The sequence below is a fragment of the Bacillus sp. TH30 genome, assembly GCF_016650875.1.
Taxonomy (GTDB): Bacteria; Bacillota; Bacilli; order Bacillales; family Bacillaceae_G; genus Bacillus_A; species Bacillus_A mycoides.
Genome location: NZ_JAEKEY010000002.1, coordinates 663,260 through 688,798, shown reverse-complemented (window position 1 = coordinate 688,798; position 25,539 = coordinate 663,260). Strand labels below are relative to the sequence as shown.

General features: G+C 33.2%; 24 protein-coding genes and 2 pseudogenes. 18 read left to right on the top strand and 8 right to left on the bottom strand.

The features are described 5' to 3' along the window. Nucleotides 1–74 precede the first annotated feature (74 nt). From JFU20_RS05725 to JFU20_RS05715, 3 genes are all read left to right on the top strand, one after another. Nucleotides 75–1,112 carry a glycosyl hydrolase family 18 protein gene (locus JFU20_RS05725; RefSeq protein ID WP_201038438.1) on the top strand — a complete coding sequence of 346 codons (1,038 nt, stop codon included), beginning with the start codon at nt 75–77 and terminating at the stop codon, nt 1,110–1,112. A 51-nt stretch (nt 1,113–1,163) separates the two neighbouring features. Continuing rightward, complete coding sequence (locus JFU20_RS05720) at nt 1,164–2,156, top strand: DMT family transporter (protein ID WP_201038437.1); 993 nt, start codon at nt 1,164–1,166, stop codon at nt 2,154–2,156. Nucleotides 2,157–2,366: 210 nt separating this feature from the next. Next, entirely contained in the window at nt 2,367–2,507 is a 141-nt protein-coding gene (locus JFU20_RS05715) for a YrzO family protein (RefSeq protein ID WP_201038436.1), read from the top strand. A gap of 452 nt (nt 2,508–2,959) precedes the next feature. Here JFU20_RS05715 and JFU20_RS05710 read toward each other — a convergent pair whose 3' ends face one another. The 4 genes and pseudogenes from JFU20_RS05710 to JFU20_RS05695 all read right to left on the bottom strand — a co-directional run bounded on the left by JFU20_RS05710 (nt 2,960) and on the right by JFU20_RS05695 (nt 6,689). Further along, complete coding sequence (locus JFU20_RS05710) at nt 2,960–3,391, bottom strand: Ger(x)C family spore germination C-terminal domain-containing protein (RefSeq protein ID WP_201038435.1); 432 nt, start codon at nt 3,389–3,391, stop codon at nt 2,960–2,962. A 2-nt stretch (nt 3,392–3,393) separates the two neighbouring features. Further along, on the bottom strand, nt 3,394–4,089 hold the full coding sequence (locus tag JFU20_RS05705; RefSeq protein WP_201038434.1) for a Ger(x)C family spore germination protein: 696 nt from the start codon (nt 4,087–4,089) through the stop codon (nt 3,394–3,396). Then, a pseudogene (locus JFU20_RS05700) lies at nt 4,086–5,188 on the bottom strand (GerAB/ArcD/ProY family transporter). Before JFU20_RS05700 ends, JFU20_RS05705 begins: the two are co-directional and overlap by 4 nt. Next, complete coding sequence (locus tag JFU20_RS05695) at nt 5,175–6,689, bottom strand: spore germination protein (RefSeq protein ID WP_201038433.1); 1,515 nt, start codon at nt 6,687–6,689, stop codon at nt 5,175–5,177. The pseudogene JFU20_RS05700 and the gene JFU20_RS05695 overlap by 14 nt, the downstream one beginning before the upstream one ends. A gap of 230 nt (nt 6,690–6,919) precedes the next feature. On the opposite strand from JFU20_RS05695, the gene JFU20_RS05690 reads away from it, so the two are divergent. Further along, nucleotides 6,920–7,312: a hypothetical protein gene (locus JFU20_RS05690; RefSeq protein ID WP_201038432.1), complete on the top strand. Its 393-nt coding sequence runs from the start codon at nt 6,920–6,922 to the stop codon at nt 7,310–7,312. Between the two features lie 816 nt (nt 7,313–8,128). Beyond that, nucleotides 8,129–9,376 (top strand): DUF4153 domain-containing protein, encoded by a 1,248-nt coding sequence (locus tag JFU20_RS05685; RefSeq protein WP_201038431.1) that lies wholly within the window; start codon nt 8,129–8,131, stop codon nt 9,374–9,376. 124 nt (nt 9,377–9,500) lie between these two features. Here the strand turns inward: JFU20_RS05685 and JFU20_RS05680 are convergent, their stop codons facing one another. Further along, the gene (locus JFU20_RS05680) at nt 9,501–10,466 is read right to left on the bottom strand and encodes an arsenic resistance protein (protein ID WP_201038430.1); all 966 of its coding nucleotides are present in this window, start codon (nt 10,464–10,466) and stop codon (nt 9,501–9,503) included. A gap of 312 nt (nt 10,467–10,778) precedes the next feature. On the opposite strand from JFU20_RS05680, the gene JFU20_RS05675 reads away from it, so the two are divergent. The 8 genes and pseudogenes from JFU20_RS05675 (at nt 10,779) to JFU20_RS05640 (ending at nt 19,280) form a co-directional block, all read left to right on the top strand. Beyond that, nucleotides 10,779–11,471, top strand: a complete 693-nt coding sequence (locus tag JFU20_RS05675; RefSeq protein ID WP_085310471.1) for an FMN-dependent NADH-azoreductase — start codon at nt 10,779–10,781, stop codon at nt 11,469–11,471. 237 nt (nt 11,472–11,708) lie between these two features. Next, complete coding sequence (gene brnQ / locus JFU20_RS05670; RefSeq protein WP_002135709.1) at nt 11,709–13,067, top strand: branched-chain amino acid transport system II carrier protein; 1,359 nt, start codon at nt 11,709–11,711, stop codon at nt 13,065–13,067. A 117-nt stretch (nt 13,068–13,184) separates the two neighbouring features. Next, nucleotides 13,185–14,515, top strand: a protein-coding gene (locus tag JFU20_RS05665) for an IS3 family transposase (protein ID WP_201038429.1) whose coding sequence is annotated in 2 segments (ribosomal slippage) — nt 13,185–13,569 and nt 13,569–14,515 — 1,332 coding nt in all. Because the reading frame shifts where the segments join, the coding sequence is not laid out codon by codon here. A gap of 105 nt (nt 14,516–14,620) precedes the next feature. After that, nucleotides 14,621–15,040, top strand: coding sequence for a VOC family protein (locus tag JFU20_RS05660; protein ID WP_002086225.1), 420 nt, complete (start codon nt 14,621–14,623; stop codon nt 15,038–15,040). Between the two features lie 308 nt (nt 15,041–15,348). After that, a complete protein-coding gene (locus tag JFU20_RS05655; protein ID WP_002012286.1) occupies nt 15,349–16,362 on the top strand; it encodes a CgeB family protein in 1,014 nt (337 codons plus the stop codon). Between the two features lie 60 nt (nt 16,363–16,422). Continuing rightward, nucleotides 16,423–16,530: pseudogene (locus tag JFU20_RS05650) on the top strand (glyoxalase); the annotation flags it as partial. Nucleotides 16,531–16,974: 444 nt separating this feature from the next. Next, nucleotides 16,975–18,624 carry a copper resistance CopC/CopD family protein gene (locus JFU20_RS05645; RefSeq protein WP_201038428.1) on the top strand — a complete coding sequence of 550 codons (1,650 nt, stop codon included), beginning with the start codon at nt 16,975–16,977 and terminating at the stop codon, nt 18,622–18,624. A gap of 35 nt (nt 18,625–18,659) precedes the next feature. Next, nucleotides 18,660–19,280, top strand: coding sequence for a YcnI family copper-binding membrane protein (locus JFU20_RS05640; RefSeq protein WP_201038427.1), 621 nt, complete (start codon nt 18,660–18,662; stop codon nt 19,278–19,280). A gap of 118 nt (nt 19,281–19,398) precedes the next feature. Here JFU20_RS05640 and JFU20_RS05635 read toward each other — a convergent pair whose 3' ends face one another. Further along, nucleotides 19,399–20,175 (bottom strand): alpha/beta fold hydrolase, encoded by a 777-nt coding sequence (locus JFU20_RS05635; protein WP_201038426.1) that lies wholly within the window; start codon nt 20,173–20,175, stop codon nt 19,399–19,401. A 185-nt stretch (nt 20,176–20,360) separates the two neighbouring features. Next, nucleotides 20,361–21,266 carry a DMT family transporter gene (locus tag JFU20_RS05630; protein WP_002165959.1) on the bottom strand — a complete coding sequence of 302 codons (906 nt, stop codon included), beginning with the start codon at nt 21,264–21,266 and terminating at the stop codon, nt 20,361–20,363. A gap of 97 nt (nt 21,267–21,363) precedes the next feature. Here JFU20_RS05630 and JFU20_RS05625 point away from each other — a divergent pair, with 97 nt between their 5' ends. The 4 genes from JFU20_RS05625 to JFU20_RS05610 all read left to right on the top strand — a co-directional run bounded on the left by JFU20_RS05625 (nt 21,364) and on the right by JFU20_RS05610 (nt 24,214). After that, on the top strand, nt 21,364–22,233 hold the full coding sequence (locus JFU20_RS05625; RefSeq protein WP_002012297.1) for a LysR family transcriptional regulator: 870 nt from the start codon (nt 21,364–21,366) through the stop codon (nt 22,231–22,233). A gap of 119 nt (nt 22,234–22,352) precedes the next feature. Continuing rightward, nucleotides 22,353–22,784, top strand: a complete 432-nt coding sequence (locus JFU20_RS05620; RefSeq protein WP_002186124.1) for an Rrf2 family transcriptional regulator — start codon at nt 22,353–22,355, stop codon at nt 22,782–22,784. 103 nt (nt 22,785–22,887) lie between these two features. Next, entirely contained in the window at nt 22,888–23,538 is a 651-nt protein-coding gene (locus JFU20_RS05615; protein WP_002135718.1) for a DsbA family oxidoreductase, read from the top strand. Between the two features lie 73 nt (nt 23,539–23,611). After that, nucleotides 23,612–24,214: a nitroreductase family protein gene (locus tag JFU20_RS05610; protein WP_002012304.1), complete on the top strand. Its 603-nt coding sequence runs from the start codon at nt 23,612–23,614 to the stop codon at nt 24,212–24,214. A 164-nt stretch (nt 24,215–24,378) separates the two neighbouring features. On the opposite strand, the gene JFU20_RS05605 is transcribed toward JFU20_RS05610, so the two are convergent. Further along, nucleotides 24,379–24,798 carry a GNAT family N-acetyltransferase gene (locus tag JFU20_RS05605; RefSeq protein ID WP_078178803.1) on the bottom strand — a complete coding sequence of 140 codons (420 nt, stop codon included), beginning with the start codon at nt 24,796–24,798 and terminating at the stop codon, nt 24,379–24,381. Between the two features lie 327 nt (nt 24,799–25,125). Between JFU20_RS05605 and tnpA the strand changes: the two genes are divergently transcribed. Continuing rightward, nucleotides 25,126–25,530 (top strand): IS200/IS605 family transposase, encoded by a 405-nt coding sequence (tnpA, locus tag JFU20_RS05600; RefSeq protein WP_002031793.1) that lies wholly within the window; start codon nt 25,126–25,128, stop codon nt 25,528–25,530. Nucleotides 25,531–25,539: the final 9 nt, after the last annotated feature.

Below are 25,539 nucleotides of genomic sequence, written 5' to 3'. Positions count from 1 at the left end.
AAATTAAATGTATTAAAAGTTAAGTAATAGTATGTTGATTTCTCGAATTTTAAAGCATAAAGGGGTAAGAAAAAATGAAATTAAAACCATACTTAACAGCTTTGAGTCTATCTGCAATTATGGCATGTCATACCATTCCAGCCTCTGCAGCTAGTACAGAAGAACCTATTGTTCTTGGATATACAGTATATGGTACATCCACTGATTCACTAAAAGTAACACAGCCAGTAATGAATCAAGTATCGACCGACAACTTTTTCTTTTATTCAGATGGTACTGTAGATGGTGAAGTACCCAAGGAAGTATTGTCCTATTCACAAAATAATAAAATAAAAAGTTATGCAGCTTTATCTAACTTTAATAATAATACTAATTACTTTGATTCTGAGTTAGCTCATAACGTTCTTTCTAACCCAGCAAAAAGAAATAAATTAATAAATCAAATATATAGTATAGTTGTTAAATATAAATATGACGGCGTAAATATTGACTTAGAAAATATTAAGCCGGAAGATCGTGACTTACTTACTACTTTTGTAAAAGAAACATCAAAAAAATTCCATAGTTCAGGTCATTCTGTTATGGTATCGGTTCCTGCCAAAAATGAGGATAATCATTGGAATACTTGGACATGGCCATTCGATTATGCCCAATTAGGTAAAAATGCAGATTTCCTTCAAGTAATGACTTACGATGAGCATGGTACTTGGAGTGAACCAGGATCTACTATTAGTAAACCATGGTTAGAAGAAAATCTAAATTACACTACTAGAGTGGTAGACAACAAAAAAATCATTATGGGTATACCAGCTTATGGTAATGATTGGGATTTAAATGATAAAAACAATAATAAGATGCTTGCATGGAAGGATGTAAATGAACTTATTCAAAAGACGAACGCAACACCGCATCGTGATGTAGCATCTGGTTCAATGGTATTTACTTATACGGATAATAATCATCATAAGCATGAAGTTTGGTATGAAGATGAAACAAGTATCAAACAAAAAACTCACTATACAATTTCAAAGAATCTTGCAGGGGTTTCTGTTTATGCAATAGGGAAAGAGAACAAACAATTCTGGACAGCAGTCTCTAATGGTTTAAAATAACCTATTTAGATAGTATCAAAAAACTGGTTAAGTATTGGGAGGTACTGACTCATGAAGCAGATTGAGGTGAGGAATTTACTTCCGATTTTTTTAGGGATTTGTGGTGCGTTCTTTTTTTCTTTTACATTTACAATTAATCGAGCGATGGAATTATCAGGCGGTAATTGGATATGGAGTGCGTCACTAAGGTTTATTTTCATGATTCCATTCCTTTTACTTATTGTTATAAGTAGAAAAAAATTAAAGCAACTATTACAAGTTATGAGAGAAAATCTAGGAACGTGGGTTCTTTGGAGTTTTGTAGGATTTTTCCTGTTTTACGCTCCATTATGTTTTGCAGCTGCACATGCACCAGGATGGATGATTGCTGGAACATGGCAAATTACTATTATATCAGGAGCTTTATTAGCGCCTTTTTTCATCCAAAACATTCAAACACCAGATGGACTTCACAAGAAAAGAGGAGAAATACCAATAAAAGGGATGGGTATGTCACTTATTATTCTTCTTGGTATTGTGCTTATGCAAATGGAGCAAGCGAAATTTCTTGCTGTAAAAGATATTTTGTTTGGTATTATCCCTGTTATTGTGGCTTCTTTTGCTTATCCATTAGGTAATCGTAAAATGATGGAGGTTTGTGGAGACCGTCTGGATACTTATCAACGTGTGCTTGGAATGACATTAGCTAGCTTACCATTTTGGTTTTTATTATCCTTGTATGGCTTTTTCACATCAGGAACGCCTAGTAAAGAACAAACTATACAATCTCTCTTAGTTGCTACTTGTTCAGGTGTAATTGGAACTATTTTATTTTTCAAAGCAACTGAAATGGTAAGAGGAGATATGCAAAAACTAGCCACTGTTGAAGCGACACAATCTATGGAAGTACTTTTTGCTGTTATCGGAGAGTTAGTTTTATTACATTCTTCTGTTCCGTCTATTTTATCTTGGTGCGGTATGTTTATAATAATGCTAGGAATGATGGCACACAGTTATGTTTCTTATAAAGGTGATATGACACCTCATCAAGGTAGTAGTGCCTAAATGGTGTTTTAAAACTAATTTAATACTGTAGAGTGTATAGTATCCTTTAGTTAGTTTAGTCATATCTTTCTTATTTTTACTCATAAAATTCAAACTAAAGTTACAACGCTTATAAAATCAGCGTAAAAAAGTAAATAAGAATAAACAGGTTTTACAAGAGAAACATTTGCACAAAGTTGACTAATAGACAATGCATGTGGAGGATTTTATATGTTAGAAAGTTTATTGTTTTTCTTTGCCATTGGAATTGCATGTGAACTTGCAGTAATTAACCTAAATGGTCGTAAGAAGATAAAACAACAAGCTGAAATAATACAGCTATTAAAAGAATTGAGTGAAAGAAAGATATAATGACAAGTCGATAGGGGCTCTGTAGAAAAGTTTAGCTTACTTTTAAACTTTTTTACAGAAAGGGGGAAGGGGATGTGCAAAAACATTCTACTTCCAGTCCCATTTTCCTTCATTATTATAAAAATCCATAAATCAACAAAAAACGCAGGAGGTTTTAAGTCCTGCGTTTTTGCTTTCCTTAATTAGCTAATAGAGGGATAGCACCACATTGCTTTATTAAGAAACGAATCTTTCCTATGCTAGGACCCAAATGGTGTGATACAGCTACATCCATTCTTTTTAGAGTAGGAGCTATGCATATAATTCAAAAGAATAAATTGATATACAAGATTATTCCATCCAAAAACAGAAAGAATTCATCCATTAATTGTCTGAACTTGTAGCATGAAATACAATTCTGGTAGGAAAATAAGCGTTTTCTTTGCTTTCATTTTATTTTCGAACCCTTAATATTATCCTCTAATAATACCAGTGTTCCCGATTTTTATTAGGGTTTTAATTTTTATATTAGAATTAGATATTTCGTTCCCCCAGTTTTTTTTGTGCAGTTTCCATTGCTGATATTGATCCGCTCTTGCATACATGCTAAGTCCGAGAGGATCAATTTTATTGCTTTGAATTACTTTTACAATTTTATTTAATTCTTTATCAATAGATTTTGTTATTTGTCTTTCTAAAAGGCTAATTATTTTTCCTTGTTCATCATTGCTAGTAATTGTAGGGCCATTAACTCCTTCAATAATAGACAACGCTATATCTAATTTTATATCAAATTGAAATTTATCATTTTTAAACCCAACATTAATTTTCCTTTTAGCCTGTTCAATCAAAACACTTACAATTCTATGTTTATCATTTGCAGAATCATTAAGAATAATATTCAATATCATACGCCCTTGTAGTTTTTCTTTTTTAAGAGGGAGTATATTGGGACGTCTTTTGTAGGCAAACTTGTTACATACCTGCTTGATTGATCCAAAAAAGCAATACCCTTTGTTTGAACTGTATTATTTACTTTTTTTACAATTGGGATAGTTTGCGTCATTCCTTCTTCGTTTTTTTGTCTAAGGACCTCCTGAATATCAGAGGGAACTATCATGTTATCGTATAATGACGCTTGAATTATATCTTGTAGGTACATGGAAATAGAAAGATTATTAGGTGGCTTAATAGTAAAAAAATCTGTTATCTGACCATCAACTTGAATTAATTTTATATTAGAAGTACTCGAGGGGTCTCGAACAATAGCGTCTAGTTTATTTGGCCAATTAGGTTGCTTAGTAAATTCTTTACCAATTAATAAGATTTGTGCTTTTGATGAAGTCAAATAGCCTGTTGTTTTTGTGTTTATTTTTGAAAAAGCACTATAAACAGAGGGTGCCTCTACGACTTCTTCAAATGTGTTTTTTTTGCTTTTCCCTTTAAAAACTGTTGTGCTGGTACCTACAATTAAATTTTTATTAGCACCTTTGTCAACACCAATCAATAAAATTAAGGCACCATTTTCTAAAGGTATTCTCGTGCTATAACCAGTGAAAAAAAATGCCACTACAATGAAACCAAATAGCCATTTTTTAGTCATTTTGCTTTCCTCCTAGTGGCAAACTTAAAGATATATGTATAACCAAATAAAAAAATTGGTATTGCTATAAAGAAAATTAAATCAATTTGATTGATGAAAGCATAAATATTTAGTAAATCCTTCACGTTAAATTTTATGATATAAAACACTATAGTTAACATGAAAATTAAACAGCCAATAATATAGTTAGCTTTTATTTTTGGTAAAAGAAGTGAAACAACATATGTCGCAGAGAATAAGTAGGGAATAATGGTAGTGGAAAATATTAATAAATAATAAGCTACAAATAAAATTTCAAGCCTTTCTAAAAAAGAAAAATGAACAACTTTTAATAAACTAAAGACTGGCCAAATAACTGTTTCCATACCTTTCGGGCTCATATGTGTAAAACATAGGATGGTAACATAAATCAGTAAGAGCATTGATAGCGTATTTGCAATTAGGATACCTGAAATTGCTTTTTCTTTTTCTTTAGAAATGGATAAAGTATATATGCAATTTCTAAGCCGCTATAAGGATAAATTGTTTCTTTTAATCCTCTGAAAATTGGTAACCATCCTTCTTTAATAATTGGAAATAGATGTACTGGATAAAATCCTTCTTTCAATGCAAAAATAAGCAACCCAGGTAAAAACAAAGTAAGAAAAAATATTACCTCATTATATCTGCATACAGCGAATATACTATCCTTTGCCAATATATAAAAAGGTATGAGAAGTAATAAGGCAATCTGATAAGGCGGTGTATTAGGTAGAATCCATACAATTACGATATCAATACACCTTAATAGAGCGACGAAACCTGCCAGAATGAAATATATACAATAAGAAAAGAGTAAACAAGTCCCTAGCCATTTTCCGAAATATTGAATAAGTATACTTGGAAAATTCATATTTGGATTTTTTTTCATCGTTAGAATAATGAGAATACCTATGACATTTGTGCATAGCCATCCTAAAATAATGGAGATCCAGCCATCTGTTCCAGCAGTTCCTGCAATAATACTTGGTAAAACTAATATACCAGCCGCAGTTTGTATAGTATGAATCCCCAAGATGTATTGAAGAGGTGTTATATACTCCATTTTAGAATTCATCATTTGAATCACCTTTATTATATATCGTTCTTTTTTTTGTACTTTGTTTAGGTCGTCCCGTAGAAGAACGATTAGTAAGCATGGAAGTAGGGAAGCGAATAATAGTGTCTTTTAAATCTTTTAGATTAAAGGGAGATAAAGGTACAGTATAGGGTGTACCAAAAGATTTAAGTGTTACAGAATGTGCGACAAGTACCATAACGACACAAACAATCCCCACTATACCGTATAGAAAAGCAAAGAACATCATGGGAAAGCGTATTAAACGAATGGAACTAGATAAATCATAATTAGGAATAATAAAGGAAGCGATAGCAGTAATGGATACAATAATCACCATAATATTACTTACAATCCCCGCTTGAACAGCTGCTTGACCGATAACAATTCCACCCACGATGCCGATTGTCTGTCCAATAGGCTGTGGCAAGCGTACCCCAGCTTCACGTAGCATTTCTAATGTTATCTCCATAATAATTGCTTCCATTATAGGTGAAAATGGAACTTTCACCCTCGACTGAGCAATCGATGTATATAAATCTAAAGGAATGACTTCAAAATGAAAAGATACAATAGCTATATACATAGCTGGCAGTAAAGTTGCAATCAAGAAACCCAAAAAGCGCAGTAAACGCAAAAAGGATGCCACAAACCAATGAAGAGAATAATCATCTGGTAGATTAAAAAAACCAGCTAAGTTTATAGGAACAACCATAGCACTTGGAGAACGATCAATTAAAATAGCAACCTTACCATCGAGAATTTGACTGGCGATAACGTCTGGTCTTTCACTTAATAAAGTTTGTGGAAATGGCGTATAAGTATTGTCACTTATATAGTGAGAAAGCTCTCCAATACCAATTATTGTATCGGTATCGATATTTTGTATTCTACTTTCTACTTCATGTATGACAGTATCGTTTGCAACATCTCCTAAATATATAATAAAAACAGAAGTGGCTGCTCTTTCACCTATATTTATTTTTTTAATTTTTAATTCGACAGAAGGAATATAACGCCGAATTAATCCTATATTTTTCGATGCATTTTCTACAAATCCGTCATGTGATCCCTTAATTGTAGACTCACTAATAGGTTCTTGAATGGCTCTTTCAGCCCAGCCTTTCGTATTAATAGCCATTGCTCCTAAATGATCTTTCATAAATAAAACACTTTGCCCTTCTAATAAACAATCTATAACTTCATTCCAACTCCAGATTTCTTTTGTATAGGCAGCAATAATATTAGATTCAAAATTTTTTTGACTACCACTAGTGTTCTCTAATATTGGTTTAATAACATTGTCTTTTAATGCGATACCATCTGTTAGTCCTTCAAAGTAATACAGTATAAATTCATCATCACTTTTTAATTGGTGTTCAATCAGGTCAGCGCTTTGATTAAATATTTTATTGACTATTTTTTTATTAATAGCTAATTCCACGGAATTAATATTACCTAGATCGTTTTTTACCTTTTTAGTATTTTGCTTAGAGAATTTCATGATTTTCACCTTTTTAACATTTGTGATTTTATTATGAGTAGTGCACCTTAGTTATATACCATTTTTTAGGGGGGATTTAAAATTTGTGAAAGAAAGATAAGAAGAATTGACTTTTATAATCGAAGATGTAACAGGCAGCGTATAGTTGGATACATAAATATGATAAGGAGTGGTTGGAAAAATATCTGCCTCCTGTGAGATATAAACATAAAAATAGTAATCAATATTATATGAAAATGGATAATAAATTTTTATTGAATGCTAAAGAGGTTATCTCTAACTGGACTGTATTTGAGAGGGAAAGGGGAGGATTGCAGAGAATTACAAAACATGCTCTTATTAAGCAAACGGGAATAACTTCCATTATATTTAGAGAAAAAGGTAATAATTATCTACTGTTTCAAGAGTTTGTAGATTCAGTTGTAGAAACGAAAGAAGATTTTCAAATGAGCCGAATTAAACATGTGTTAGAAAATAAATTTAGTGATAAAAGGAATACTATTTCTAAAATAAAAATGTTAACGGGCCTATATCAAGGGTTGAACCCAGAAGTGGCGAAATACTTAGAAGAAAAAGTCTACTCTCATAATAAACAAGTTTCTAATGTGGTAAATAAAATGTAATTAATTTAAAAGATACTAATCTATAAAAGAGTATTAGAAAACAAATCGAAGTTAATGTTATCTTATTTAAAGTAGATGAAAATATATAAAGGAAGATTAGATATTTTAGGATTGATTAGAGGTTACTTTTGACTAGGAAAATTATATATTTATTATTACTATTTCGTGAGTCAAAAGGTACATTTTACAATTTACAGGTGAAAAAATATTCCTTTATAGGTGAAGGTACTTTTTATGTTAGGTATTTTAATTTAAAAAAACTATGAAGCATAAAAAAACAAAGAAAAAAGTTCTTTACTCAAGTTAAACTTTGCACTTAATTTTCTCTTGAAATAATGAATAAAAAAGTTCTTTACTTAGTTGGAGAATATAGAATTCCGATAATTATTAGTAAAGAACTTTTTTACTTAGAGACAAGTGGTTTCAACAAATGAAAAAGCTCTTTCCCGAGTAAAATGTGCTGTATTAGGTTTGAAAATATAGATAGAAAAGAAAAAGCATGACAATTTTATGTCATGCTTTTTTATTTTATAATTACAGAGTTTTGTATACTAGCACTAAAATTTATTTGAAATAATTGTTTGAAAAGGTGTTATTAAATTGGACGTTTATATCATTTTGATCATTTCTTTGAATGAGGAATGCTTTTTGTTTTTGCTTGGAATAAAAATATACAACAAAAATATTATCTAAAATAATAAAAATTTATTGCAAAACGATAAAATTTATATTAAAATCAAAAACAGAATAAATAAGTGTGGTGCTTTTTATGGAAAAGGTAACAACGTTATTTTTAAAATTAGAGGAGGTATAACTATGGACATTAACAATTTGATTATTGAAAATATGGATAACCCTCATGAGTTGGAGAGAATGTATAGAAAAGACCCGAAAGCTTTTAAAAAGTCATTCTCACAAGCATGGGATGAAAACCCTGATTCTCAGGTTCTTGGTGCTTGGTATGAAAGATTGCATTTCAAGGAGACGGCAAATACAGAAAAACCTTCATTGTGTCAAAAAGGTTTCTTATTCATGGGCATTTTAGCTATTCTGGCAGGGCTAAGCACCAGGGGAATCTTCCATTTTGTCGAACAGGGAGCAATTGCTCCAATTAACTTGGCTTTTGGTGTAATTCCCTTTATTGCTGCTTATTTTGTTTACAATAATACTCCGAAAAAAAGTATTATTTATTCCCTTGTAGCGTTGTTCCTAATTTCCGGGTTGTATCTTAATATGTTGCCATTAACTTATAAAGACAGCATTATCCTTGCTTATTTACATCTTCCTATATTCTTATGGGTCTTAGTAGGGCTTGCGTTTACAGGAAATGAATATTCAAAAGGAAGTACGAGATTAGCTTATATTAAATTTAATTTGGAATATTGTATTCTCTACGCCAGCATGGCAGTGAGCGGAATGGTACTAGCAGCATTAACCATGCAGTTATTTAGGTTTGTTGACTTGAATATAGAAGACTTCTATTTTAGTAATGTTATTTTATTTGGTGCTGCTGCTCTCGCTATTGTGGCTGCATACTTGGCATCAATGAATCTTAAACTTGCTAAGAATATTACACCATACATATCTAAAATTTTTAGTCCTCTCGTCCTGATCACATTGTTGATTTATCTTATAACGGTTATATGGGTCGGGAAAAATCCGTTCTTGGACCGCAATTTCCTAATGGCCTTCAACGGAATACTCCTTGGTGTATTGGCTGTTACTATATTTTCCATTGTTGAGAGTGAATCAGACGAGAAAAAGAACATTTCAGATTATATCAATTTTGCCTTAATTGTTCTTGCGCTTATTATTGACACTGTAGCTTTGTCAGCCATCGTATTTAGACTTTCTTCTTACGGGATTACACCTAATAGACTTGCTGTCTTAGGAGTAAACATATTGATCTGGGCAAATCTAATTTGGATTATGTTTTCCTATATGCGTTTTCTACAAAACAAATCAGGACCGACAGCTATCCAAGATGCCGTTACGAAGTATTTGCCAATTTACGGACTTTGGGCAGCTTTCGTTATATTTACTTTCCCTATAATTTTTAATTAGAAAGACTTTGTTAACGTAACGACAAGCTAATTTTCTATAACGTATAAAATCCTTAGAGCCGATAAGTATCGTTACTTCTATACTTTCTCGACAATAAAAAAACGTCCCAAAGTAGGACGTTTTTTTATGTGTATTGCTGTTTTTTCTTAATAAGTAATAACACTTGTGACACACACGCTAGTACTGGTAGTTCTATTAACGGTCCAATCACTAATGCAAGCGCGATAAGAGGCTCGTCTGGAAAAGCAGTCACAGCAATTGCGAGTGCAACAGGCGAGTTTCTCGCTAATGTTGTTAAGCTTAGGCTTACAGTGTCTTCATAGGATAAATGCATCATACGTCCTACAAACTGTCCTAGCATAAAGTTAATTATGAAGAACAGTAATACTGGTATAAGTAACAATAAAACAACATTCATATTTTGTAATAAGTACTTACCTTGTGAGGCAAACATCGCTACTATTGCTAAACTTAAAAATACAATTTGAGCAGAGCTGAAAAACGGAATGAGTTTATTCTCAAGTGTTTCAACTTTTTTCATTTTATGCATAATGAATTTTGTAGCGTGCGCAAGTAAAAATGGTAAGACGATTACGATAACAATACTTTCTACTAAAACAGAAACCGCTACAGTTTTCATGACACCAGCAAATAAAAATAAATAAATTGGAAGAAGTAGTACTTGCAAAATTAAATTTACAGGCAAAATTGCAGTAGAAAGTGCTACATTTCCTTTCGCTATTTCAGTAAAGATTAAGTACCAATCTGTACACGGAGTAACCATTAACATAATAAAGCCGACCCAAAGTGCTGGGTGATCTGAAAGAAATAACGCGCCTAATCCCCAAGCAAGAAAAGGTGTCCATATAAAGTTAATACCTAGGCTTGTTCCAGCGAATTTTAAGTTACGGAAGCCATTTTTTATATCATTTAATGGGATGCTGAGGAATAATCCGTAAAGCATTAAAAATAAGAAGGGGACAATAAATTTTTCTGAATGCATATGTATCATATTAAATTGTCCTAATATAACCCCGAATATAACAGCTGCAAGAATGATAAAGGTTTGAATCTTTTCTAAAGTACTCATTAATAAATCCTCTCTATAGATGAATTTCTCTCTCTAGTTGTATTATACAAGGGATTTCACTTATGTGTTTTCGAATTTATCATTTCGAATGAGGAAATATATTTCTTTGTTATTTTTAACCCGAGATATTTTTCTTTTTGAGAAGTTACTTGACTAAAGTAAGTAGATGTATTACAATCACTTACATAAGGTAATTAAATAACAAAAAGTTTTGAGTTACTTAGGTTAAGGTATCTATTGGAACTTTTTATTAGAATAAGAATTTTTATGATGATGAATAATGAATATGATAAGAAAGTTTAGGTGAAGAAAATGGGATTATTTAGCTCGTTATTTGGTAAAAAAGAAGAAAATACAAAAGTAGAGGGGAATAAAACAATGTCAAAAGTATTATTTGTAAAAGCAAACGATCGTCCAGCGGAGCAAGCAATTAGTTCAAAAATGTATGAAACATTTGTAAGTGCTTATAAGGAAGCAAATCCGAATACAGAAATTACGGAGTTAGATTTATTCGCATTAGATCTTCCGTATTACGGAAATATCGCTATTTCAGGTGGATATAAACGTAGTCAAGGAATGGAGATAACAGCTGAAGAAGAGAAGGCAGTTGCTACAGTGGATAAGTACTTAAACCAGTTTTTAGAAGCTGAAAAAGTAGTATTTGCATTCCCATTATGGAACTTTACAGTACCAGCACCATTAATCACGTATATTTCATATCTTTCTCAAGCGGGAAAAACGTTTAAATATACAGCGAACGGTCCAGAAGGTTTAGTTGGTGATAAGAAAGTAGTTGTTTTAGGTGCTCGTGGTTCAGATTACTCTTCTGAACAAATGGCTCCTATGGAAATGGCTGTTAATTACGTTACAAACGTACTTGGGTTCTGGGGAATTGCAAATCCAGAGACAGTTGTAATTGAAGGACACAATCAATATCCAGATCGCTCACAGCAAATTGTTGAAGAAGGTTTAGAGAACGTTAAGAAAGTAGCGGCGAAATTTTAATTAATGATAGTAAATGTAAAACCAACATGGATGACCATGTTGGTTTTTTAGTCTAATTTCCATGTTAAAAAATGTATATTCATAAAATAAATGAAAAGTTTGAAAATAGTATTGCAAAATATTATATAACAAACTATAATGAGTTCAAGAATAGTTGATACTTAAATTAAATATTCAGAAAATTCAATTAGTTAAAATTGGAAATGAGATAAGGAAATTTGAATGGGGGGTTATATTATGGCGAATAAAGTACCGTTTTCGTTCATAGTAGTTATCGGATTAATGTTATTTGCACTATTTTTTGGAGCAGGAAATTTAATATTCCCAGCGATGCTTGGTCAATCGGCAGGAGAGAATGTATGGATTGCTAACGCTGGATTTTTAGTAACAGGAGTAGGTTTACCATTACTAGGTGTATTGGCATTTGGTTTTTCAGGTAAAGATGATTTACAGTCATTAGCAAGTCGTGCTCACCCAGTGTTTGGGATTGTATTTACAACAGTTTTATACTTAGCAATCGGTCCGTTATTTGCAATACCAAGAACGGGAAATGTTTCTTATGAAATTGGTCTTAAGCCGTTTATGCCAGAGGGATTAGGTTCTACACCGTTAATTCTTTTTACAATTATATTCTTTAGTATTACTTGTTTTTTTTCGCTAAATCCTGCGAAAATTGTCGATATTGTTGGAAAAATCTTAACACCAATTAAATTAACATTCATCGGTATTTTAGTAATTGTTGCTTTTATTCATCCGATTGGAGAAATGCAAGCACCAGTTGAAGGGTATACATCACATGCATTTTTCAAAGGATTCCAAGAAGGATACTTAACAATGGACACGCTTGCATCGTTCGTATTTGGGATCATCATTATTAATGCAATTAAAGAAAAAGGTGCGAAAACGAAAACACAAATTATGGTTGTTTGTGCAAAAGCAACACTGATTGCTGCATCTATTTTAGCAATTATTTATACAGCTCTTTCTTATATGGGAGCTTCAAGCGTTGCGAAGCTTGGACATTTAGAAAACGGCGGAGAAGTATTAGCGAAAGTTTCTAACTACTATTTCGGATCATATGGCGGAGTATTATTAGGGTTAATGATTACAGTTGCTTGTTTAACAACAAGTGTGGGACTTGTATCAGCGTGTTCTTCATTTTTCCATAAGTTATTCCCAAATGTTCCTTACAAAGCAATCGCAATCACGCTATGTGTATTTAGTGCAATTGTTGCAAATGTTGGATTAACGCAATTAATTGCAGTTTCTGTGCCAGTATTAACAGCAATTTATCCACTAGCAATCGTGCTGATTTTCTTAACATTCTTCCACTCGTTATTCAAAGGTAGAGCTGAAGTTTATCAAGTGAGCTTAATCGTAACATTTATCATCAGCTTATTCGATGGATTAAGTGCAGCTGGAGTTAACATTGAAGTAGTAAGCCAAGTGTTCACTAAATTCCTTCCGATGCAGGAAGTAGGATTAGGCTGGATCTTCCCAGCGATTATCGGTGGATTTATCGGCTATGGTATTAGCGTTGTAAAAACGAAAAATGGAGTGCAACCAGCAGCTGATGCAAATAAGAAAATAAGTTAAACAAAAAAAGTTATAGAATTTTAAAATGTACCCTATAGAATAGACACTGAAAAAAAGTCTATTCTATAGGGTATTTCTTGTATAATGAGAGAAAATTGGGATCGGAGAAAGTTCAAAATGACAAAAAAGCTATTTACAGAAAGAGACATTCAAATTCTATCAAATAACCCCTACATAAAATCTGTAAGTCAGAAAGGTATCACTTATACAGATGAATTTAAGCGTATTTTTATTGAGGAAAATGAGAAAGGAAAACTACCTCGAAATATTTTTGAAGAATGTGGTTTTGATATAGATATGATTGGAATGAAACGAATTATGTCATCAGGAAGTAGATGGCGTGCTGCTTACAGAAAAAATGGTGTATTTGGTTTGCGAGATACACGCCAAAACGCGGGAAGAACTCTTGAGAGAGAGCTTACGTTAGAAGAGAAGTATGCTCGTTTAGAAGCCGAACGGAACTTACTAAAGGCAGAAAATGAATTGTTAAAAAAGATCAAACTTATGGAAGGGAGGATGAGAAGGAAATAACTTTATCACCTAGTCAGAAATATATCCTGATTCGTTCTGTCATCATAAAATATAACTTAAGAAATATGGTGAGTTATTTGTGTAAAGTAGCTGGTGTATCCCGTTCGGGATACTATAATTATTTTTCCATTTCATCTCAAGAACAACGGAAACAAAAGAACAATCAAGATGAAATCGTGAAAGAAATCATATTAAAAGCACTTCGATTTAGAAATCGAAAGAAAGGGGCTCGTCAAATAAAAATGACATTGGTGGGTCATTTTCAAGTTGTCTACAATTTAAAGCGTATCCGTAGAATCATGAAAAAATATGAGATTGTCTGTCCGATTCGGAAAGCAAATCCTTATAAAAGAATGCTGAAAGCTTCAAAAGAACATCGAGTAGTGCCGAATCAATTAAATCGAGAATTTAAACAAAACACCCCAGGAAAAACGCTTCTTACAGATATCACTTATTTAGTTTACGGTAAGAATAAAAGAGCTTATTTATCTACAATTTTAGACGGCTCAACCAATGAAATTTTAGCTTACCATGTTTCAGAACAGATGACATTAGACCTCGTAATAACAACTCTTCATAAACTAAAACGGAATAAGAGGATTCGATTGACTGAAGGTGCATATATTCATTCAGATCAAGGAGCCCACTACACAAGCCCTACCTACCAAAAATTAGTCAAAAAGCTAAAGCTCGGACAATCTATGTCAAGAAGAGGGAACTGTTGGGATAACGCTCCACAAGAATCATTTTTTGGTCATCTGAAAGATGAAGCACATATAAAACCTTGCGAGTCTTTTACTGAGTTGAAACAAGAGATTAAGAAATATATGACGTACTATAATCACTATAGATATCAATGGAATTTAAAAAAGATGACTCCTGTTGGATACAGAAATCATCTTCTTGATGTTGCCTAACTTTTTTCAAAATGTCCTTTACAAAGGGTACAGATTATTTGATTCTATAACTTTTTTTGTTACTATTGATAAGAATAGAAAAAATAAAGTAGTAGGGGAAATAAAATGAAAAAAACAATTGACCATATCGGGATCGCAGTTCGTGATATAGATAGTACGATACATTTTTATGAAAAGGTTTTATCAGGAACTTTAATAGATCGATACGTAAGTGAAGCACCTGGTGTTGAAAGCGAAGTAGCTATTCTTGAAGTTGATGGTGATAGAATCGAATTACTTGCGCCAACGAATAATACAACTTCTCCAATAGCACGATTTATAAAGCAAAAAGGGAAAGGTGTCCATCATGTTGCGTATCGTGTAGACGATTTAGATGTAGCTTTAGAAGAATTAAAGGAACAAGGGATTCGAACGTTAGAACATACGCTTCGCATCAATAAGCATGGTAGACGATTAATTTACCTTAACCCAGCAGATACGGAAGGGACGATTATTGAATATTGTGATTATCCGGAAGTGAAATAAAGGAAGTGTATTTTTGTGAAAGGTGTTACGTACTAATGTAACGCCTTTTTATTTGTATACTTTTCAATATTTCGACGAAAGTATTTCGGAATGTTGAATATATATTATGAGAAGCTATCCACTATCCTGTAGGAGTGGGCATGATTTTTTTTAGTATTTGCGAGCAAATGGAGCCGACTATAGGGTAAGCAATCCTCATTTTGCACAGTAATATATGAAAGAAAAAGAGTGCTTTATAACCAACTATATATTTTATGCAATACATATAATATAAATTGTGAATTTCATGTATTGGAGAGTGGTTATCTGTGGAGATTTCAAATAGTGCTGAAAATTTTAACGTATTATTTGTTACATCTAGTGTTCCTGTCTATTTTCCGGCGCTAGAGGAATCTATATATAATAGTTTAAAAAAGGCAATTCGTAATGTAACGATGGTAACATACGAAAACTTGGTGAAAACGGCTTTAAAGATAAAACCGGCACTCATTATTGTATTTCATGGTTTTGAAGAAGGGATAATTAAGGGAATTCAAGATTTAAAACAATACAACTTTAAAACTGCACTCTGGCTTACAGATGACCCTTACTTTACAGATGTGACGAAAAACTTAGTGCTTGATTATGATTATGTGTTTACGCAAGATACAGGATGTATTGATTTTTATAAAGATTTAGGTTGTGATAATGTATATTATTTGCCTTTAGCAGCAGAACCTCCTGTATATACGCCGATACTTAGGGAAGAGGAATACATATTTGATATTAGTTTCATAGGGACTGCTTTTGATAATCGGCTCGCATTTATTGATTCAATTGCAGAGTACTTAGTGACTAAAAACACTCTAATTATAGGTTGTAATTGGGATAGACTAAAAAGTTATGAGTTATTGAAAGATAAAATTTTACTTTTACCATTTTTGGTTTACGAAAACAGTATAGGATATTACAAAAAAAGTAAAATTAACATGAATATACATCGCTCGATAGAGGATTTAACATTTAATAGAAATAGAGTAAAAGTAAATGCTTGTTCTATTAATAATCGTACATTCGAAATAGCTAGTACAGGTTCTTTTCAAATGACGGATATTCGTTCAGATTTAGAAAAGTGTTATATTCCAGGGGTACAAATTGAGACATTTACCTCAGCGGTTGATTTTATAGAGAAAGCTGAAAGATATTTATCGAACCCGGCACAAAGAAAGAAAATTGCGATGGAAGGGCTGAAGAGAACGCTAATCGAACATACATATGATAAAAGGGTACAACAGCTGTTAAAAATAATTGAAATGAACCCTAAAAAAGAAAATGAAATTTAAAAATAGGGAAAGAATGTGTTGAAACACAACATATTTAAAGAACAAGGTATTTGAATGGAAGAGCATACACTTCGAATGAATAAGCATGGTAGAAGATTAATTTATCTTAACCTAGCGGATACAGAGGGCACGATCATTAATTATTGTGATTATCCGGAAGAGAAGTAAAGGAAGTGTATTATGGAGAAAGGGTGTTGCGTAATAACGTAATACCTTTTTTATTTATCCCGCTATTTGTTGGCAATAAGATTCCCGCTTCAAAAGTCGGAGAATGCGAGGGAGTTAGGTGGGAGATCGAATGCCCGTAAAAGTCCCACTGATTAAAGTTTCACTTTATGTATTTCACATTTTCTTCACAAATGATTCACGATAACTTTTCTTCTTAGGGAACTTACATAAATATATTTTATGCTATAATGATAATTAACTTTAAAAATATTAGTAATATCTATGAAGGTAGCTACTATTATATTAGAAGCGTAGAGGTGAGGAATAAATAGAGAGTGATACTAAATAAATCCTTATACTTAATCAGGTTAATATTTTATCAAGAAATAAAACTTGAGAAGTAAAAAGTAATGAAAGTGTAGTGACGAAAAAGAAAGAAGTGAAATGATTGTGAAAGTAATACGAAGGTTAGGGGCATGGCTATTAATTGCGTGCGTGTTGATCATATTGATACCAAAAAGCGCATCCGCTCATGCGTATGTTGTGAAATCAAATCCTGCTGAAAATGAAACGTTAAAGAAAGCACCATCTGTTGTGAAAATTGAATTCGATGAGGACATACAAGTTTCAAGTTTTAATACATTGTTCGTAAGAGATACCTCAGGTAAAAGAGTAGATTTAAAAGATGCGCATATTGATAAGAAAAACAAAAAAATATTAGAAGCTGGGTTAAAAGAGAATCTCAAAAATGGTCTTTACTCTATTCAGTGGAAGGCTATTTCAGCTGATGGACATCCAATTCAAGGAGTTATTCCATTCCGTATTGGATCAGCAGAAGCGGGAACAGATGATATAAAAGTAGAAGAGATGGGCTATGTTCCCCAAATCGATATGATTATGGAACGCGGAATTTTATATACAAGTTTTTCTCTATTTATCGGTGTTCTATTATTTAACCTTATCCTTTATAAAGGAAGTGCAAGTCAAGTTCAGTCGAGGAGTAAGAAAATAATATGGATATCATTATTTGGGATATTTATTAGTTTACTATTCAATCTACCATTGCAGGCGAAAATAAATGCTGATGTTTCATGGTTAGAAGCGTTCGATCCTATATTATTAAAAGAAACATTACAGCTATCTGTTTTTGGTTATGTATGGATCACTCAAATGGCTCTTATTAGTACGCTTATGATTGTTACATATTTTGCAGTGAAGCGTGAGAAGCTTTCGTCGTTTAAAGTATGGAGCATTCCAATACTATTGTTTATTGGTTTACTTGTTATGAAAGCTTTCAATAGTCATGCATATGGATTAAAGTTTAAAGAAATTGCTGTCGTTATGGACTTTCTGCATTTATTCGCAGCTTCGTTATGGATGGGGGGGCTATCATCGATTGTTCTTCTGTTACGTAAAGAGGATGAGAAGTGGACTATGTATTGGGATGCGATTAAGCGTTTTTCGCCATGGGCAACAGGTGCTGTCATTGTGATTTTATTAACGGGTCTTTTTAACAGTACATTTTTTATTCCCACGATCCATTCCCTATTTGATACGAAGTATGGATTAGCCTTATTAGCAAAGATACTTTTATTCGTGTGTATGGGGATATTGGGAATTATTCATTATGTGAAAGGGAGAATGCGAGCGCAGCAAAGGTTAGGAGCCACGGTGAAAGTAGAGTTTATCATTGGAATTATCGTTTTCGTAATCGTAGCGTTTATGACAAATGTACAAACGCCGCCGATGCCTCCTACGGGACCTTTTACAGAGAGTAAACAATTAGATAATGGATATGAACTTACTTTACATGTAAGTCCTAATAAGGTAGGACAGAATACATTTCATATTACTTTGAAGGATGAGAATGGACAGCCTGTTACTGATATGGAACAAATTGTATTGACGACTCAATCTTTAGATATGAATATGGGCAAAGGTTCATTTAAAGTTTCGGCAGTGTCACCGGGAGAATATGAAGCGGAAGGTATGTATATTAACATGACAGGAAACTGGAATATACAAGTTCACGGATTAACAAAATCTCTTGATAGTTTCGATACGGATTATAAATTTATTGTAGGTGGCAGATAAAAAAGACGTTATAAATGAAAAGGAGTTTATAGAAAATGAAACGTATAAAAAAATTAGGAACAACAATGATCGCAACAATAATTGCAATGGGGATTTTTTCGTTACCTGTTAGTGCTCACGTAACTGTGAAACCAGCAACTTCTGACGTTGGCTCTTGGGAGACTTATACAATAAAGGTACCTGTTGAAAAGAATATGGCAACAACAAAAGTCACACTGAAAATACCGTCTGGAGTCGAGTTTCAACAGTACGAGCCAGTGCCAGGGTGGAAAGTGGAAGAACAAAAAGATGCAGCTGGAAAAGTTAAAACTGTAATATGGGAAGCAACAGGAGAAGGGATTTTACCTGGTCAGTTCCAACGATTTACTTTCGTTGCTAAAAATCCAGATAAAGAGCAACAAATAGCTTGGAATGCATATCAACAATATAAAGATGGAGGAATTGTTGAATGGACAGGCGGTGAGAAAGCTGAAAAGCCCCATTCACTTACTACGATTGCAAAAGGTACATCATTAACAGGAGAACATGGTGAAGTATCTAGTGTGGAAAAAAATGAAGGTACAAGTAATATGCAAACAATAGCAATTGTTTTATCAGTTTTAGCGATTGTATCTTCCGTAGGTACGTGTGTTTTTGTAGTACGTCGTAAAAAGTAGGGAACATTGAAAGGTCTCATTGAAAGTAATGAGACCTTTGTTAATAAAATTTTGAGATTAAGCAGCTTCGAGGGGGATTAGAGCTACAAATACAACATGGTTTATTAAGATAAGGAACTCAATTGACTGTCATTACTTCTTCTGGTAGGTTATTATGCTTAAGCCAGTTTTCAATTAAAGTATTAAATAGTTTGGGATTTGCTAAAGGGATTCCATGACCGATTTTAGGAATGATAATACCTGTGCAATTAGGATTGCTTTCAAGGATTGCAGTCATCGAGTCTTTCATGATTCTTTTTTCGTTTTCTCCAACAGTCACTAATATATTGCTACTAGCATTCTCGAAACCTTTTGGTATTGTAAACGACATATTTTCTTCTAATATCCTCACAAATGTATTTTTACTTATTTGACAACTTTCATGATAATAGTTATCAAATTGTGTTTCATCTATGTACATTGATTTTGCTTGTATTTTGGAAAACGTCTTACTCTTTATAAGTGGATAGGTTAAGCCAAGGGATCTTATTAATGTTTTAGCGAAAGGAATTGGTTTAACTAATGCGCTATTTATCATAGCGTATTGAATTAAGTTTGGTTTCATGCTGAGCATTGTAATTAATACTTGAGCACCTAATGAAAAACCGATTACTATAACAGTTTTACCTTGTCCTTTTTCTTCAACTAATTCAATGATTTTTTCAGCACTAAGGTGTATTGAAAAATGACCCTTACTACTATTTTCCCCTTGCTCGGGTAAATCAGGAACAAGGCAGTGAAAGTTAGTAAAATGTTTAATTTGTTTGTCCCACATCCATCCACTGACTCCGCCCCCATGAATAAAAACCATAAGTGGAGAACTTGAATCTCCAAATTCTTTATACTGTAAAACCATATAATTCCCCCTTATGATTAGAATTGTTAGTCCATACATATGTATTAGAGATAATATTTTCTACTTAATTATCATCATACAATAAAAAAGGAAAATTTTCCTTTTGCTAAGATGTTAAGTGACTGTACTGATAAAATGGTAAAAAAGAAAGAGCCTACAAGTGGTAGACTCTTTCTCATATCTATTTATTTCACTTCAACTTGCTGCCTTACAGCAAGTGCTTTCGGCTTTATATTTACAAAACAAATGCTTACGATAATAAATAAAAGTCCGATGAATAAGCTAATTGTAATGGCCTCATGTAAGAAAATTGAACTTACAATAATAGCAATCAGTGGGATAAGGAACGTATAAGCCCCAACTTTACTTGCCTCACCAGCTCCTACAAGTGTAAAGTAAGCGAGCCATCCCATTGCAATAACAAAGAACGAGATGAATAGTAGTACACTTACAAATGGTATACTCCAAGCGATGTTAGACCAGCTCTCAAATTCTGAACCAAATCCGATTAAGCAAAGTCCGCCAATAATAAGCTGAAGTGTTACCATCCAAATGGCATTAACGCGGTGTCCAGTTTTCTTAATAAATACTGTGCCGAGTGCCCAGCCGATAGCGCACCCTAAAGCAAGTAGTACACCGATAATAGAAATATGTCCAGTTAAACTACTAGAGCTAATAACCCCAACACCAATAAATCCAAGAATAAGTCCGAAAATTTTCAAGCCGTACATAGATTCTTCAAGCCAAATCCATGAGAAAATGCCGAGTAAGACAGGTTGGAGAAATACGATTGCGGAGAAGAGTCCGGCGGGCATATACTGAAGTCCGACAGTTTGTAGTCCGTAAAACAAAATAATATTGAGTAAAGATGAAATAAAGTATAAATGCCAAGTTTCCTTTAAATTTAATTGTTTGTATCTCGGTAATGCGAAAGTAAGTAAGATAAATCCTCCTATTAATGTTCTAATCCCTGCAAAGAGTACGGGTGGTGTGTAATGCAGAGCGAATTTTGATAACGGCCAATTAATTCCCCACATAATAACGAGAAATGTAAGGATTATGGCAGTCTTAGTTCGAGAAAGCTGTGTCACTGTAATCCCTCCTTGTTGTATTCCATTTCACTATGATATGATATCGACTATGATAAATAAAATGAATCTTTTTTATAAGGAGTATAAGTGATTAGTTATGACCATTACACAACTTCAAGTTTTAATTAAAACGGTTGAATTAGGGAGTTTTACGAAGGCTGCCGGGATGTTAAATATGACACAGCCAGCTGTAAGTCATGCGATTTCAAGCATTGAGTCAGAGTTAGGAGTTACCATTCTTATACGCGATAAACGAAAAGGGCTAATCGTTACGGATGTTGGAAATAGAATTCTTGTACATATTAGAGAAATCTTAAACGGCGTTGAGAAGATTGAACAAGAAGTAGCGATGGAGAAAGGGCACGAAGTTGGGACGATTCGAATTGGGAGTTTTCCGAGTGCTTCTGCACATTTCTTACCCAAAATGATAAATCTTTTTAAGGAGAAGTATCCGAACTTAGAAGTCGTTCTTTGTGAAGGTACGATTAAAGAAGTTGAAGATTGGTTAGTATCGAGGGTTGTTGATATAGGAATTGTTATTTTGCCTAATAAAGATATGGAGATTGTGCCCTTAACGAAGGGGAAAATGGTTGTTGTCTTAAGAGAGGATCATCCTCTTTGTAAGAACGATTCTATTACAATAGGTGATTTAGAGAATGAACCTATCATATTATGTAAGGGTGGGTACGAACCACCCATTATCGATATGTTTAAACAAGCGAACGTACCACTTCGGGCTGAATATATAATTTCCACAGTTACAACAGCTTTAAATATGATTCAAGAAGGATTAGGAATCGCAATTTTGGCTGAGTTATCTTTAACGAGTTTACCAAAGAATATACAAACGAGAGAATTGGAACCACAAGTATGGAGAGAAATTGCTTTAGCTGTTCCTTCATTAAAGGATTCTTCAATCGCTGTGCAGCTATTTATTGAAGAATTTCAAGACTTATTTGCAGAATAAGAAGAGGTGTCTCATATATTGTAATGGGGCACTTTTTTATTTGCTTTAAAAAATTTGTAAAAAGGATTGACTTATATTCCAGTTGTAACTATAATGATTACATCGAGGTGGTGATCACGATGAAAATTAGTAGCCGCTTTTCTATAGCTGTTCATATTTTATCTATTTTGAAAAACAATCCATCTTCAGTTTGCACTTCAGACTATATGGCCGAGAGTGTAAATACAAATCCGGTAGTCATTCGTAAAATAATGTCTTACTTGAAACAATCTGGATTTGTTTACGTAAATCGCGGACCAGGTGGCGCGGGATTATTAAAGGATTTACATGAAATCACATTATTAGATGTGTATCATGCAGTGAATGTAGTGGAAGAAGACAAACTATTTCACATTCATGAAAAACCGAATCCAGACTGTCCAATTGGGGCGAATATTCAAGCTGTTTTAGAGGTTATTTTAGTTCAGGCGCAATCTGCGATGGAAGAAGTGTTGAGAAATATTACGATGGGGCAGTTATTTGAATCTTTACAACAAAAAATGAAAGCATAATATGATAATTGCAAGTCTCTAAAAGAGAATGCATATTTTTTTCTTAAAATTGTAACTGTTTTGGTTACATCTAAAAATAAAAAGAAGGTAAGGTGTAAAAGATATGACTGTAAAAATGAAAGTATACTCAGATTTTATATGCCCGTTTTGCTTTTTAGCAAAAGGACCATTAGATGAAGTAGCGAAAGAGAAAGATGTAGAAATCGAATGGATGCCATTTGAATTGCGTCCAAGTCCATATTCTAAAATAGATCCTTGGAACGAGCCAGATAAGTTAGGTTCATGGGATTCTTTCATTCTTCCTACTGCAAAAAAATTAGGGGTTGAAATGCGTCTGCCACGCGTTTCTCCGCATCCATATACACATTTAGCTTTTGAAGGGTGCCAATTCGCGAAAGAGCGTGGACTTGGAAATGAGTATCATCACCGAGTATTTACTGCGTTTTTCCAAGAAGAGCAAAACATTGAAGATATTGATGTATTAACGAAATTAGCGGTAGAAGTAGGGCTTCCTGAAGCTGAATTTAAAGATGCTTTAGTAAATCGTAAATATAAAGAAAAACATCAAGAAGCAATTCAGCATGCATATGATGAAGCAAATATTATGGCTGTTCCAACTGTCATGATTGGAGATGAAGTCATTCAAGGACTTGCTAGTAAAGAAACGCTAGAAAGAGTAATTGATAAAGAAATCGAAAAGGATAAAACAAATTCATTTGAAGGTATGCAATGTAAGGCGGATGGATATTGCTAATTCGTCTTGCATGAAAGACTCAAATTGATTTGTTTAAATAAAAATAATAAAACATATATTTGGAGGAATTAAAATGTCAGCAACTACAACAAACTTAAAAGAAGCAATCGTGAACCGTCGTTCAATTCGTAAAGTAACAAAAAACGCTACAATTACAAAAGAAAGAATTGAAGAAGTATTAAAAACAGCTTTACACGCACCAACTTCTTTCAATATGCAAAGTGGCCGTATGGTCGTATTAATGGATGGAGAGCATGAAAAGTTTTGGGATATCGTAAAAGAAACACTTAGATCACGCGTGCCAGCAGAAAATTTTGAAGCAACAGTAGAAAGACTAAAAGGCTTCCATGCAGGTGTAGGAACAGTTCTATTCTTTGAAGATCAAGCAACTGTAGAAAAAATGCAAGAAAATGCACCGTTATATAAAGATCAATTCCCATTCTGGTCTCATCAAGGTAATGCAATGTTACAACATACTGTATGGATGTTATTATCAGCTGAAGGAATTGGCGCATCATTACAACATTACAATCCAATCGTAGATGCTGAAGTGAAAGAAACATGGAATATTCCAGCGGAGTGGAGTTTAGTAGGACAAATGCCATTTGGTGAGCCAAATGAACAACCAGGGGAAAGAACATTCTTACCTACTGAAGATGTAGTGAAATTTTATTAAGAAATTTAATATATACAGAGTTAAATAAATGAAAGGAGAGTACATATATAGCTATATATGTACTCTCCTTTCGTATGTAATGTTTAAATGCGATTGTGGAAAAGGTTACTGCAAGAATAATTTCTTTCATATGAATCGAAGTTTTCCCTACAATTAAAAATCTATCATGTTTTTGAAATGACAGTAAACATCCCCGTCATGTTTGGTGAGTAATTTTTAAAATCAAATTTTTCATAGAACGATTCTTTACCTTGTGATGCAAATAAACCGACAAACGCCTTATCAGGGGCAGTCTCATTTAAGTATGCAACCAAAAGATGCATTATTTCTTTCCCAATACCATGTTTCTGATAATCCGGATGAACCACTATATCTTGAATATAGAAATAGATAGATCCATCACCAACAATTCTCCCCATGCCCACAATTTTTTCATTATCTTTGACCGTGATGCAGTGAATAGAATGCTTCAGTGAAGTATCCGCTACTTCAAAATTCATATAATTAGTCCATCCAACAGAATCACACAAATATTTGTACTCTTCCAATGTTGGAATGTTATGTTTAAACTCATATGTTTTCAAAATGCATCCTCCATGTCCTTAAATTCAATAAGTATATAAATTCGACATATTTTTATCTATTCCTCTTACGCAACAGAACTCCTTTTAGTTATTGAACATAGTCTATTTAATTTAGTACAGCTTATGTGTGTTAATTTATCCTTTTCGGCAAGAAGACTCCATCTGATTTGTGTTACGGGTGAAACCCAACAATTCAGGTGGAGATGAATTGCCGTCAGAAGGTAGGCTGAACTCTTTTGTTTCGTTCATAACAATTTTTTAAAGAGCGAATATTTGTTTCTTTTGCGTCTTGCGATATAATTAGTCGTAGATAAGGAGACAATATATATGACAACGAAATTAGATAATAATAATCATTCAGTGTTCTTACTCTACTATCATTTAGTTTTGGTTATTAAATACCGTAAAAAAGTGATGAACGATGAAATTTCAGATTATCTGAAAGAGCACTTCATTCGGTTGCTTGAGCCAAAAGGAATTACTGTAGAAGAATGGAATCACGATGAAGACCATGTTCACGTTTTGTTCCGTTCAGTTCCAAACATTGATTTGTCAAAAGCGATTAACAGTTACAAAAGTGTTAGTTCTCGTTTCGTGAAACGAGATTTTCCTAAGATAAAACATGATCTATGGAAAGAAATGTTTTGGTCTCGAAGTTATTGTCTTTTAACAACGGGCGGTGCACCTATAGGTTCTATCCGTAAGTACATTGAATCACAAGGAATGAAATGATTTTAATGA

Bases quoted from the DNA above. Each gene is read 5' to 3' on its own strand.
- JFU20_RS05725 (WP_201038438.1), top strand. From the start codon at position 75: ATGAAATTAAAACCATACTTAACAGCTTTGAGTCTATCTGCAATTATG.
- JFU20_RS05720 (WP_201038437.1), top strand. From the start codon at position 1,164: ATGAAGCAGATTGAGGTGAGGAATTTACTTCCGATTTTTTTAGGGATT.
- JFU20_RS05715 (WP_201038436.1), top strand. From the start codon at position 2,367: ATGTTAGAAAGTTTATTGTTTTTCTTTGCCATTGGAATTGCATGTGAA.
- JFU20_RS05705 (WP_201038434.1), bottom strand. From the start codon at position 4,089: ATGACTAAAAAATGGCTATTTGGTTTCATTGTAGTGGCATTTTTTTTC.
- JFU20_RS05695 (WP_201038433.1), bottom strand. From the start codon at position 6,689: ATGAAATTCTCTAAGCAAAATACTAAAAAGGTAAAAAACGATCTAGGT.
- JFU20_RS05690 (WP_201038432.1), top strand. From the start codon at position 6,920: ATGAAAATGGATAATAAATTTTTATTGAATGCTAAAGAGGTTATCTCT.
- JFU20_RS05685 (WP_201038431.1), top strand. From the start codon at position 8,129: ATGGACATTAACAATTTGATTATTGAAAATATGGATAACCCTCATGAG.
- JFU20_RS05680 (WP_201038430.1), bottom strand. From the start codon at position 10,466: ATGAGTACTTTAGAAAAGATTCAAACCTTTATCATTCTTGCAGCTGTT.
- JFU20_RS05675 (WP_085310471.1), top strand. From the start codon at position 10,779: ATGGGATTATTTAGCTCGTTATTTGGTAAAAAAGAAGAAAATACAAAA.
- brnQ (WP_002135709.1), top strand. From the start codon at position 11,709: ATGGCGAATAAAGTACCGTTTTCGTTCATAGTAGTTATCGGATTAATG.
- JFU20_RS05660 (WP_002086225.1), top strand. From the start codon at position 14,621: ATGAAAAAAACAATTGACCATATCGGGATCGCAGTTCGTGATATAGAT.
- JFU20_RS05645 (WP_201038428.1), top strand. From the start codon at position 16,975: ATGATTGTGAAAGTAATACGAAGGTTAGGGGCATGGCTATTAATTGCG.
- JFU20_RS05640 (WP_201038427.1), top strand. From the start codon at position 18,660: ATGAAACGTATAAAAAAATTAGGAACAACAATGATCGCAACAATAATT.
- JFU20_RS05635 (WP_201038426.1), bottom strand. From the start codon at position 20,175: ATGGTTTTACAGTATAAAGAATTTGGAGATTCAAGTTCTCCACTTATG.
- JFU20_RS05625 (WP_002012297.1), top strand. From the start codon at position 21,364: ATGACCATTACACAACTTCAAGTTTTAATTAAAACGGTTGAATTAGGG.
- JFU20_RS05620 (WP_002186124.1), top strand. From the start codon at position 22,353: ATGAAAATTAGTAGCCGCTTTTCTATAGCTGTTCATATTTTATCTATT.
- JFU20_RS05615 (WP_002135718.1), top strand. From the start codon at position 22,888: ATGACTGTAAAAATGAAAGTATACTCAGATTTTATATGCCCGTTTTGC.
- JFU20_RS05610 (WP_002012304.1), top strand. From the start codon at position 23,612: ATGTCAGCAACTACAACAAACTTAAAAGAAGCAATCGTGAACCGTCGT.
- tnpA (WP_002031793.1), top strand. From the start codon at position 25,126: ATGACAACGAAATTAGATAATAATAATCATTCAGTGTTCTTACTCTAC.